At 37.8% G+C, this 10,752-nt stretch carries 12 protein-coding genes and 2 pseudogenes; 7 read left to right on the top strand and 7 right to left on the bottom strand.

The features are described 5' to 3' along the window. The first annotated feature begins 165 nt into the window (after window positions 1–165). Window positions 166–1,137, top strand: a complete 972-nt coding sequence (locus F6K27_RS20055) for a tetratricopeptide repeat protein (protein ID WP_287278028.1) — start codon at window positions 166–168, stop codon at window positions 1,135–1,137. Window positions 1,138–1,370: 233 nt separating this feature from the next. Here F6K27_RS20055 and F6K27_RS20050 read toward each other — a convergent pair. From F6K27_RS20050 to F6K27_RS20030, 5 genes and pseudogenes are all read right to left on the bottom strand, one after another. After that, window positions 1,371–1,661, bottom strand: a pseudogene (locus F6K27_RS20050) (type II toxin-antitoxin system RelE/ParE family toxin). Further along, window positions 1,649–1,996, bottom strand: coding sequence for a hypothetical protein (locus tag F6K27_RS20045; RefSeq protein ID WP_287278030.1), 348 nt, complete (start codon window positions 1,994–1,996; stop codon window positions 1,649–1,651). The pseudogene F6K27_RS20050 and the gene F6K27_RS20045 overlap by 13 nt, the downstream one beginning before the upstream one ends. A gap of 72 nt (window positions 1,997–2,068) precedes the next feature. Beyond that, complete coding sequence (locus F6K27_RS20040) at window positions 2,069–2,404, bottom strand: type II toxin-antitoxin system PemK/MazF family toxin (RefSeq protein WP_287243196.1); 336 nt, start codon at window positions 2,402–2,404, stop codon at window positions 2,069–2,071. After that, entirely contained in the window at window positions 2,382–2,585 is a 204-nt protein-coding gene (locus F6K27_RS20035) for a hypothetical protein (protein ID WP_287278031.1), read from the bottom strand. Before F6K27_RS20035 ends, F6K27_RS20040 begins: the two co-directional genes overlap by 23 nt. A gap of 603 nt (window positions 2,586–3,188) precedes the next feature. Continuing rightward, a complete protein-coding gene (locus tag F6K27_RS20030) occupies window positions 3,189–3,326 on the bottom strand; it encodes a hypothetical protein (protein WP_287278033.1) in 138 nt (45 codons plus the stop codon). Window positions 3,327–3,445: 119 nt separating this feature from the next. Here F6K27_RS20030 and F6K27_RS20025 point away from each other — a divergent pair, with 119 nt between their 5' ends. The 6 genes from F6K27_RS20025 (at window position 3,446) to F6K27_RS20000 (ending at window position 10,069) form a co-directional block, all read left to right on the top strand. After that, a complete protein-coding gene (locus F6K27_RS20025) occupies window positions 3,446–4,747 on the top strand; it encodes a serine/threonine-protein kinase (protein ID WP_287278035.1) in 1,302 nt (433 codons plus the stop codon). 571 nt (window positions 4,748–5,318) lie between these two features. Next, complete coding sequence (locus F6K27_RS20020; protein ID WP_287278037.1) at window positions 5,319–6,953, top strand: response regulator; 1,635 nt, start codon at window positions 5,319–5,321, stop codon at window positions 6,951–6,953. Continuing rightward, on the top strand, window positions 6,954–8,102 hold the full coding sequence (locus F6K27_RS20015) for a hybrid sensor histidine kinase/response regulator (protein WP_124146282.1): 1,149 nt from the start codon (window positions 6,954–6,956) through the stop codon (window positions 8,100–8,102). Between the two features lie 383 nt (window positions 8,103–8,485). Beyond that, window positions 8,486–9,115, top strand: coding sequence for a precorrin-8X methylmutase (locus F6K27_RS20010; protein WP_287278039.1), 630 nt, complete (start codon window positions 8,486–8,488; stop codon window positions 9,113–9,115). Next, entirely contained in the window at window positions 9,112–9,849 is a 738-nt protein-coding gene (cobI, locus tag F6K27_RS20005) for a precorrin-2 C(20)-methyltransferase (protein ID WP_287278041.1), read from the top strand. The genes F6K27_RS20010 and cobI overlap by 4 nt, the downstream gene beginning before the upstream one ends. After that, window positions 9,824–10,069 (top strand): hypothetical protein, encoded by a 246-nt coding sequence (locus F6K27_RS20000; protein WP_287278043.1) that lies wholly within the window; start codon window positions 9,824–9,826, stop codon window positions 10,067–10,069. Before cobI ends, F6K27_RS20000 begins: the two co-directional genes overlap by 26 nt. Here the strand turns inward: F6K27_RS20000 and F6K27_RS33830 are convergent. Next, window positions 10,047–10,211, bottom strand: a pseudogene (locus tag F6K27_RS33830) (response regulator transcription factor); the annotation flags it as partial. The gene F6K27_RS20000 and the pseudogene F6K27_RS33830 sit on opposite strands and share 23 nt — an antisense overlap. 12 nt (window positions 10,212–10,223) lie before the next feature. Beyond that, on the bottom strand, window positions 10,224–10,673 hold the full coding sequence (locus tag F6K27_RS19995; protein WP_353736027.1) for a response regulator transcription factor: 450 nt from the start codon (window positions 10,671–10,673) through the stop codon (window positions 10,224–10,226). Window positions 10,674–10,752 lie beyond the last annotated feature (79 nt).

The raw sequence follows: 10,752 nt of genomic DNA, 5'->3' as shown, positions 1-10,752 counted from the left end.
CGCATCCTTAAAACTTTAACCTTTAGCGATCGCCTAATTTATGAAAAATACAGCTCATACAGTTACTTTTATGTTACATTATCAATATTTATGTAATATGTAAAGATGCCAGCGCTCATTGCTATAATTAAATTATTTTTATAACTAATCAAATCAAAACTACCAATGACCAGACCATCCCCAGACCCTTCTCCAAGAACTCCAAATTTTAGGTTGTTAGCAATAATAGGGACAGCAATAACTATGATTGGTGTTATTGTTGGTATTACTGCTGATGGAGGCAGCATTTATGACAGGTGGTTGAAAGGACCATCAAATGTCACCCCATCTCAAACCCAGGATACTGAAAATTACAATAATCGGGGTAATGAGCATTATCATATGGGAAACTATGAACAGGCGCTCGCTGACTATAACCGAGCTATTCAACTTAATCCCAAATTTGCTGATCCTTACAATGGCAGAGGTGTTGTTTATGAGAACCAGGGAAATTATGAACAGGCGTTCGCTGACTATAACCGAGCTATTCAACTTAATCCCAAATTTGCTGATCCTTACGATAGCAGAGGTAACGTTTACTATTACCAGGGAAATTATGAACAGGCGCTCGCTGACTATAACCGAGCTATTCAACTTAATCCCAAATTTGCTGATCCTTACAATGGCAGAGGTGTTGTTTATGAGAACCAGGGAAATTATGGACAGGCGCTCGCTGACTATAACCAAGCTCTTCAAAACTATAACCAAGATATTCAACTTAATCCCAACTTTGCTGATTCTTACAATGGCAGAGGTAACGTTTACTATAACCAGAGAAAATATGAACAGGCAATCGCTGACTATAATCGAGCTATTCAACTTAATCCCGAATTTGCTGATCCTTACAATAATAGAGGTGTTGTTTATGAGAAACAGGGAAATTATGAACAGGCGCTCGCTGACTATAACCGAGCTATTCAACTTAATCCCAAATCTCCTACAACTTACTTTAACCGAGGTGTGAGTTACAAACTTAACAAGAATATTGAAAAATCTATCTCAGACTTTGAAAAAGCTGCCGACTTATACAAACAACAAGGAAATCAAAAGTGGTATCAAAACTCTCTAGATCAACTCAAAGAATTACGAGGAAATTAGTATTTGTAGGTTGGGTTGAGGTAACGTTAGCGCCAGCTTATCCGTTAGGATAAACCCAACTTGTTGATGTGTTGGGTTTCACTTCGTTCTACCCAACCTACTTTTATCAAGCTGAACACTTCCCAAAAGCGATCTTTACTTCAACTAAACCATTAATGGCAACCGATAACTGATAACTGAAATAGCGATCGCTCTCCAACCAAACTATCCATTAACCAACCCAAACCACCAAACTAGCGAGGTCTATTTTCTCGTCCGTGGTAAACGCGCAAAATAACAACATCATCTTCAAGAATAGTGTAATGAATCACATAACCGTATTTACCAAAAGAAACCAAAAGCTTGCGCAACCCTCAAACCTCACCTATAGGCGTACCACGGCGGGGATTTTCCTGTAAACTTTCCCCAGCAGAAACAATTTCTCGTACTGCCTTTGCAGCAGCATCAGCATTGTTTGTCTTTAGAAATTCATAATGACGGTTGAGGTCTTCAACAGCTCTGTCTGTCCAAACTATCTCGGGCATGGTTTTTCTGCATCAGTCCCTAAACTATCAGCCCATTCGCGCACCCGACTATGGGCAACTGAAACCCCTTGACGACGATAATCCTCAAGAGCTAATTTACTTTGCTGAACCATTTCTTCTTCCGTCAAAGATATAAAATTTAACGTTGAATCTATCTCTCCGTAATCTAGTAATTCTTCTGTTTTTTGATAGGATTCATTTATCAGTAATTCCTCAAAATATTCTAAATTACCAGATGAATTTACTAGCCATTTTCGGAGCAGATTTTTAACTTGCTCTCCCGATAGTAGCTCCAGGCGTTCTAATATTTTCTGTCTGAGATTATTTGCTGTCATAACTTTATAATGGATAATTGATAATGGATAATGAAATAGTAAAAAGCAGATGAATAATTAAAACTAATTTACTTATTCAATTAGTCCCAACCAACCTCGCAATGACTGCTCCAAACATTCTGCATCCTCATCAGATAGTTTGCCGATCGCCTGAATAATCAAGCTTTCATGGATTGTATATAAACCACGCTTCACCACTGTAGGAACATTTAATCCTGCTGCCGACCAACCAGAAAGCAAAAACTCCCCATCAAGTAAGGATTCTGTCTTGCTCGTTAGAGGCACAATCAAAATATCTTGAGATGGATGTGGAGCATTAACCACAACTGCTGGCCTTACCTTTGAACTAGACAAATCTGAAAAAGGATAGCGAACCAGAATAATATCATTTTTTGAGCAATTCAGCATAAATATCATCCTCAGTGTTATCCCAAATTGCATTTAAGGAAATCTGACTTGCTTGAAGCCAAAATTCAGATTCATCACCAGAAATCAGAGTTACTAGCACCTGGGTTCCTTCCACCAACTCTGAGGGTTCCAACAATTCGATTTTGCCTTGTTTAACTCTACCCCAAAACGTCTTTAACATTTTTTTTTAATAATTTCCAGACTAAAATTAAATTATAATTTATAGTTTATCATAAATCATACCTGTTCTAAGAAATATATAACCATGAAATTCATCAGCTCCAAAACCGACTTTGCCTTTAAAAAAAATCTTTGGTTCTATTCACAGTCAAAAAATCCTCATTAGCTTTTAGCGATCGCTTGATTATTCAGCCTCAATTATTAATTTAACTATTGTCCAATAGTAAACAGAGAAAACTCACAAGGTAGCGATCGGCTAATTATTCAGCCTCAATTATTAATTTAACTATTGTCCAATAGTAAACAGAGGAAACTCACAAAGTAGCGATCGCCTGATTATTCAGCCTCAATTATTAATTTAACTATTGTCCAATAGTAAACAGAGGAAACTGACAAAGTAGCGATCGCCTGATTATTTAGTATTGATAATTCATTTAACTATTGTTCAATAGTCAGGCTCGGAAACTGACAAGGTAGCGATCGCCTGATTATTTAGTATTGATAATTCATTTAACTATTGTTCAATAGTCAGGCTCGGAAACTGACAAGGTAGCGATCGCCTGATTATTTAGTATTGATAATTCATTTAACTATTGTTCAATAGTCAGGCTCGGAAACTGACAAGGTAGAGAACGCCTGATGATTCTGTTTTGAGGATTAATTTAATTATTGTCCAATAGTCTTGCTCGGAAACTGGCAAGGTAGCGATCGCCTGATTATTTAGTATTGATAATTCATTCAACTATTGTCCAATAGTCTTAAGAGCAAACTGGCAAGGTAATGAATTACTTAGGCGTGTCATACCACTTACGCTATTATGACTAGATAGTATTGAGATTACTATCAACTTTTAACTTAATTATGTTAACTCCAGGAAAAATTTTAAAAGAACGTTACCAACTACAAAAACAATTAGGTAACACCGTAGCAGGCCGTAAAACTTGGCTAGCATTTGACTCCCAACTGCAAGAACAAGTAACTCTCAAAATGTTGGCTTATAGCCCCGAACTATTAGGGCAAGAATTAAATTTATTCGAGACAGAAGCCAAAACTTTACAAGCTCTAAATCATCCCCATATCCCTCGTTATCGCGATTATTTTTCCTTAGAAAAGTCAGCAAATTCTGATTTACCTTGGTTTGCATTAGTGCAAGATTATATTCCTGGTTTTTCCCTCCAAGAATTATTAGATAGAGAGAAAAATTTTACAGAAGAGGATGTCAGAAAAATTGCCAAAGAAGTATTAGAAATTCTGATTTATCTCCACGAACTAGAGCCTCCAGTTTTGCATCGAGATATTAAACCTAGTAATTTAATTATGGGTGCAGACCAACAAATTTATTTAGTAGATTTTGGCGCAGTACAATCTCAAGGTAATGCTCAGGGAGTAACTTTTACTATTATTGGAACGAGCGGTTATGCTCCTCTAGAACAATTTTGGGGTAGAGCAGTTCCAGCTTCAGATTTATATGCTTTAGGTGCAACTTTAATTCATTTACTAACAGGAATTTTTCCTGTAGATTTACCGCAAAAAAATTATCAGATTCAATTTACTGACAAAGTTGATATTAATCCTAGCTTCGCCACTTGGATTAGTAAAATCACAGAAATGGATTTAGGAGGTCGCTTTCAAAATGCCCGTGAAGCTTTGACATCTCTCGACTCAAAATCAAAACTTCAACCATTAGTTACACCTCAAAAAAATCCTCTAAACTTTAGTATTATTATTACCATTAATAAATCTCCAGATATGATAGAAATCTATACTCATGCACCAAGTTTGAGAGAACTAAAAGATTCTGGAATTATTGGTGGAGCGCTTTGTATATTTTTTGGTTTACTGCTAACTAATCCAATTTATGGAATATTATTTTTTATCATGATTTTTGTAGGAATATACATACTCTTTGGAGAAAAAAAATATATTTATATTGACCGTAATAGTTTTCAGGTAGAACGACATCTATTTAATTTTATTTACGGGAAATGCCAGGGAAATACTAGAGATATTTTACAGGTATTATCATCTAAGTTTGAATCTGGTTATCAAGTGACAATTCAATCTCAAATAGATAAATATCAACTAGATCGAGCGATGAACCCAAAAGATAGCACGCGATTAGCTCAGGAAATTAATGAATGGTTGAATCAAAAACCAGATTGAAGAAGGAAGAAGTGGATGGGGATAGTCAAGGACTTGCCACTTCGTGTCTTATAACCCCAACCAATTGTAGGCGTTAGTGAACTTGTAATCCTCTAGATAGGAATTGGCACAGTCTTAAATTTTAAGTAGTATAGTAGTCAGGAAATGGAATACTGAAGCATTTTTATTCTATACCATTCTATATTCACCAACGCCTAGATGCAGGAGATGATGATTTTTTACCCAAACCTGTAAATACCGAGGAGATATTCACTCTACTTACTAACTATCTACAAGTGACTTGGAAATATGAAACAATTAAGTTAGTCTCAACTTCTACTATCACTCAAGATGATACTCTCGAAATAATTGCACCGCCATTAGAGGATTTACAAATTCTATTTGAGTTGGCCTAGGATGGCTTACTGTTCAAGCTAGCAAAAACGGCTGAAAAAATTGGGCAAAAGAGCGATTGCTATCTGCCCTTTACCCAGAAAATTTCACAACTGGCAAAGCAATTTCAAACCGAAGAAATTGAGATATTAATTCAAAAGCACATTAATTCTAAACAGTCTCTAAACTCTCACAAGTCATGAATAAAGAATTAGCAAAACAAATAGGACTCATTTTAATCATTGATGATATACCAGAAAATTTAGATGTCCTCTCAGAAACACTCAGTGTAGTAGGGTATGATGTGGCGATCGCCACCAACGGAAAACGAGCGTTCAAACAACTAGAGCGGAAATTACCAGATTTAATTTTATTAGACATCACAATGCCTGACATAGATGGCTTTGAAATCTGTAAAAAACTCAAATCCCATCATACCACTTGCAATATCCCCATAATTTTTATCACAGCTTTAGCAGATACAAAAAACAAAATTAAAGGTTTTGAGCTAGGAGCAGTAGATTATATTACTAAGCCATTTCAAGAACAAGAAGTCCTTGCCAGAGTTAATACTCATATGCAATTAAGAAGGCTGACTCAAAACTTAGAACAACAAGTCGCCCTAAAAGTCTTTTCATTAGAGCAAGCAAAACAAACTGCCGAAACCGCAAACAGGACTAAGAACCAATTTCTAGCCAACATGAGCCACGAACTGCGCACTCCCCTAAACGCAATCCTCGGCATCACAGAGGGGCTACAAGAGGAGATATTTGGCAGTATTAATGAGCAACAAATGAAAGCTATACAAACTGTTGAGAGTAGTGGAAGGCATCTGTTAGAGCTCATTAACGACATTCTGGATCTCGCCAAAATTGAATCGGGTCAGTTAGAGCTAAACTTTACACTCACTACAGTTTCTTCTCTGTGCCAATCTAGTCTGGCCTTCATCAAACAACTTGCCGAAAAGAAACGCATTCAACTAGAAATGAAACTGCCCCAAAACCTGCCTGAGTTATTCGTGGATGAACGACGCATCCGCCAAGTTTTAATCAACCTACTCAATAATGCTGTCAAATTTACCTCAGATGGGGGATGTATTTCCTTGGAAGTCCAGGTCAATCGCCAGCAGTTCGACTCAAAGGCCAACAAATTCAAAAAATTCCTACGAATTGCTGTTATTGACACTGGCATTGGCATTGCTCCACAAAACCTCAAAAAACTATTTCAGCCTTTTGTCCAAATTGATAGTTCCTTGAATCGGCACTACCAAGGGACAGGTTTAGGGCTTGCTTTAGTGAAACGTATTGTTGAGCATCACGGCGGGCAAGTGGGGGTCACCAGTGAGATAGGGGTTGGTAGTTGCTTCACCATCGACCTTCCTTACACTTTGACAATAGACACCTCCAACGAATTGGAAGTGCAGCCTGAACCTAGCATTGAACTAATTCAGCCTCAAGAGCAAATATCACCATTAATTATGCTGGCAGAAGATAACAAAGTAAATATTAGTACAGTTTCGAGCTATCTGAGAGCTAAAGGCTATCGAATTCTGCTGGCTAGGAATGGAGAGGAAGCAATTACCCTCGCTCGGTCGGAAAACCCCGATCTGATTTTGATGGACATTTCAATGCCAAAGATAGATGGCCTCCAGGCCATAGAGCAGATTCGTAGTATTCCTAACTTGGTCGATGTGCCGATAGTGGCACTGACTGCTCTAGCGATGGTGGGCGATCGAGAACGTTGTCTGGCTGCTGGAGCTAATGATTATTTGAGCAAACCTGTTAAACTAAAACAGTTGGCAACCACGATTCAAAAACTTTTAAACACAAAATAAATGCATTTACCTTCTATTTTAGTCATTGATGATGAACCTAATAATTTTGATGTGATTGAAGCTCTTTTGAGCGACCAAGACTATGAGTTGTATTATGCTGCCAGTGGTGAAGAGGGGATCGCCAACCTAGAAACCTACAACCCAGACCTGATTTTACTTGATGTAATGATGCCGGGAATTGATGGTATTGAAGTTTGTCGGCAAATTAAAGCTATGTCAGCATGGCAAGCTGTTCCCATTATTATGGTCACGGCATTAAGCGCAAAGTCAGATTTGGCAAATTGTCTAAATGCTGGCGCTGACGATTTTATCAGTAAACCCGTTAATACCATTGAGCTGAGGGCGAGAGTTAGCTCCATGCTACGAATTAAGCACCAGTATGATAACTTACAAACTATGCTCAAATTACGAGAAGATATGGTAAAAATGGTCGTTCACGATTTACGAAATCCTTTGACTATTATTTTGTTTGGTTTAGAACTCTTGAAAAATCCTAATTATCCTCAAGATCAGCAAAATATTAAACTAAATCAAGTTTATTCGTCAGCACAAACATTACAAGTATTAATTGATGATTTATTAAATATGGCTTTACTGGAATCTGGTCAAATTCGTCTCAACCGGACACAGGTAAAACTATGTAGTTTGATCGAGTCTGCTATTTCAAACTTTGAAGCGGTCGCCGAGCAAAAAAATCAGTCCCTAGTTAGTCAACTCCCAGAAGCTATCTGTAAAAAAGTTACTATTGATGTCACTCTGTATCATAGAGTTTTGGATAACCTGATCTCAAATGCTATTAAGTTTTCTCCACATAAGAGTAAAATTATCGTGAGTTTAGAATTGCTCAATTCTGGAGATTGCAGAATTCAGGTGATCGACTCGGGTCCGGGCGTTCCAGAACAATTGCAACAAAAGATTTTTGAGAAATACGAGGTTGGAACTATGATGTCTGGTGTTTCCCAAATAGGATTGGGTTTAGCCTTTTGCAAAATGGTTGTTGAGGCCCATGGAGACAAAATTTGTGTTATAAGCAACCAACCGCAAGGAGCCATCTTTGAAATCATTCTAAAGTCTAATGAAAAAACAGTAGGTAATGAAGAAGAAAATGAAATATATCCGGTCTCTTTCTCCTCGGTGGAAAATACTTGACATTTTATCGATCGGTAATTATCCTAACTAAATATAATACTATTTTCAGATGGTCAGTTATGGTTAATACCATATAAAGAAAAAAAAAGAATGTTACGAATAATTTGGATAATTAAAAGACACATGCAGGAGATGTCCCTTTGATTAAAAAGATAAGTTTCAACCTAAAAAATGATATCTAAGCCATTTATCCTGACTCCTAACTTTCCCTCCCAGGAGGGGTTAGGGGTGGGTTGAATCCTAAAAAATAGCCTACCTATTTGTAGCAAATATTTATCAAACTGGTATAAGATTTTGAAATCAAGTTCTGCCAAACTGTTATTTCATAAAGCAATGAATTTATTTGAACTATTACCAATTACCAATTACCGAATTTCCCCAAAATGATTGATTATATTCGCAACGGCGAAGAAATTTACCGCAAATCTTTTGCTATGATTCGCTCCGAAGTTAACCTAGAAAGATTTCCTCAGGATTTAGCTCATGTTGCAGTTAGATTGATTCATGCCTGCGGTATGACAAATATTGTAGAAGACTTAGTTGCTTCAGAAGATGCAGTGCAAGTAGGACGTGCCGCATTAATTAATGGTGCGTCAATTCTGTGTGATTCTCAAATGGTAGCTAATGGAATTATCCGTCATCGGTTGCCAGCTAATAATGAAGTTATTTGTACTCTTAATCATCCAGAAGTACCTAAAATGGCTCGACGAATTAACAATACTCGCTCTGCAACAGCGATAGAATTATGGAAACCTCTGAGCAAGAATTCTGTTATCGCCATTGGTAATGCACCAACAGCACTGTTTCACTTACTAGAAATGCTGGATGAGGGTATGGCAAAACCTGCTCTAATTTTAGGCTTTCCTGTGGGATTTGTGGGTGCAGCGGAATCAAAAGCTGAACTGGTAGCAAATAGTCGAGGAATTCCATTTATTACTCTCCATGGAAGACGTGGAGGGAGTGCGATCGCTGCTTCGGCAGTGAATGCTTTGGCAAAGGAGAGCGAGCTATGACAGAATTAGGACGACTGTATGGATTAGGCATTGGACCTGGCGACCCAGAGTTATTGACCTTGAAAGCACACCGCATTTTGACTACTGTTCCAGTAATTGCTTACCCTATTTCTGAAAATGGTAAAGCTTTAGCACGGGCGATCGTCTCGGACTTTATTCGTCCCGACCAGATAGAAATTTCTATGTCTTTACCGTTTGATGTTAAGCGATCGCCACATCCCTATTATGATATAGCTGCCACCAAGATTGCCGAATATCTAAAAGTAGGGACAGATGTGGCGGTGTTGTGTGAAGGGGAACCAATGCTTTATGGTTCATTTATGTATCTTTTTCAGCGACTTTCAAGACAGTTTCCTACTGAAATTGTCCCGGGAATTTCTTCCATAATGGCAAGTGCTGCCATGCTCGGTGTGCCAATTACTTATCGCAATGATGTGTTGAGTATTATCCCCGCTACTTTGGATGAAATTACTTTGAGCGATCGTCTTGCTGTTGTTGATGCGGCGGTTATCATTAAATTAGGGAGGCATTTTACCAAAGTCCGTAGGGTTATCAATCGTTTAGGGTTATTGCATAGGGCACTTTATATTGAAAGGGCGACTCAATCAAATCAGCAAATTGTTGACATTACTGAGGTTAAGCAGGTTGATGTTCCTTATTGGTCTTTGATTTTGATTCCCAGTCAAATGGAGATGGGGAGTGGGGGAGATGGGGAGATGGGGAGCCACCCCTAACCCCTCCCAGGAGGGGAATTTGGGGAGATGGGGAGATGGAGGGATGGGGAGATGGGGAAGTCGAGAAAGATTTGGTAATGGCGTTGAGATGGAACATTTTCTTCTTCCATCCTGTACAGGGGTTAGCGTCAGCTATGCATCAGCAAACGGGCGTTTGCCCCTACTCCCTACTCGCTATTCCCTACTCCCTGTCCAGATCAAATTGAATGGGCAAAAATAGCAGCTTGATTGCGATCGCGTAAATTTAACCTCCTGAGAATATTAGTAATATGATTTTTTACAGTCTTCTCAGAAATATAGAGAGTTTTGGCTATTTCTCGGTTATTTGCACCAGAAGCAATTAATTTTAAAATTTCTTGTTCTCTTGGTGTTAATTATTGCCAATTTTGGGGAAGGTTACTAACAGGAATTGCCATTTGAGAAATAGCTTTTTTACCTATGCCAGGTCCTAGTTGTGTATAACCTTTAAATACAGCTTGAATTGCCTGACCTAATTCTTCTGAAGGTGTGTCTTTTAGTAAATATCCTGCTGCTCCATATTTCAATGCTTGAGTGACATATTGATCGTCATCAAATGTAGTTAATATTAATATTTTTACTTCTGGGAAACGCTGACAAATTTCTTTAGTTGCTGCTACTCCATCCATTATTGGCATTCGTACATCCATTAAAATTACATCTGGTTGTAGATTTTCTATTTGATTTATTGCCATTTCTCCATTTTCGGCTTCTCCTATTATTTGTAAATAATTTTCTAACTTTAATAAAGCTTTTAATCCACGCCGGATTAAATTTTCATCATCGACTAATAATACTTTAATCATAGTTTCTACTAATTTTATCTAATACCATTTATCACGCATTCTTGCTACATCTCATTGAGAGTAGGGAGTAGGGTTAAAA

This window comes from Okeania sp. SIO2F5, from assembly GCF_010692685.1.
GTDB classification, from domain to species: domain Bacteria; phylum Cyanobacteriota; class Cyanobacteriia; order Cyanobacteriales; family Microcoleaceae; genus Okeania; species Okeania hirsuta.
This window is presented reverse-complemented; position numbering and strand designations above follow the sequence as displayed.

Coding starts and splice junctions, on each gene's coding strand:
- F6K27_RS20010 (WP_287278039.1), top strand. CDS start 8,486: ATGATTGATTATATTCGCAACGGCGAAGAAATTTACCGCAAATCTTTT.
- F6K27_RS20020 (WP_287278037.1), top strand. CDS start 5,319: ATGAATAAAGAATTAGCAAAACAAATAGGACTCATTTTAATCATTGAT.
- F6K27_RS20025 (WP_287278035.1), top strand. CDS start 3,446: ATGTTAACTCCAGGAAAAATTTTAAAAGAACGTTACCAACTACAAAAA.
- F6K27_RS20000 (WP_287278043.1), top strand. CDS start 9,824: ATGGGGAGATGGGGAGCCACCCCTAACCCCTCCCAGGAGGGGAATTTG.
- F6K27_RS20045 (WP_287278030.1), bottom strand. CDS start 1,996: ATGACAGCAAATAATCTCAGACAGAAAATATTAGAACGCCTGGAGCTA.
- F6K27_RS19995 (WP_353736027.1), bottom strand. CDS start 10,673: ATGATTAAAGTATTATTAGTCGATGATGAAAATTTAATCCGGCGTGGA.
- F6K27_RS20055 (WP_287278028.1), top strand. CDS start 166: ATGACCAGACCATCCCCAGACCCTTCTCCAAGAACTCCAAATTTTAGG.
- F6K27_RS20040 (WP_287243196.1), bottom strand. CDS start 2,404: ATGCTGAATTGCTCAAAAAATGATATTATTCTGGTTCGCTATCCTTTT.
- F6K27_RS20035 (WP_287278031.1), bottom strand. CDS start 2,585: ATGTTAAAGACGTTTTGGGGTAGAGTTAAACAAGGCAAAATCGAATTG.
- F6K27_RS20015 (WP_124146282.1), top strand. CDS start 6,954: ATGCATTTACCTTCTATTTTAGTCATTGATGATGAACCTAATAATTTT.
- cobI (WP_287278041.1), top strand. CDS start 9,112: ATGACAGAATTAGGACGACTGTATGGATTAGGCATTGGACCTGGCGAC.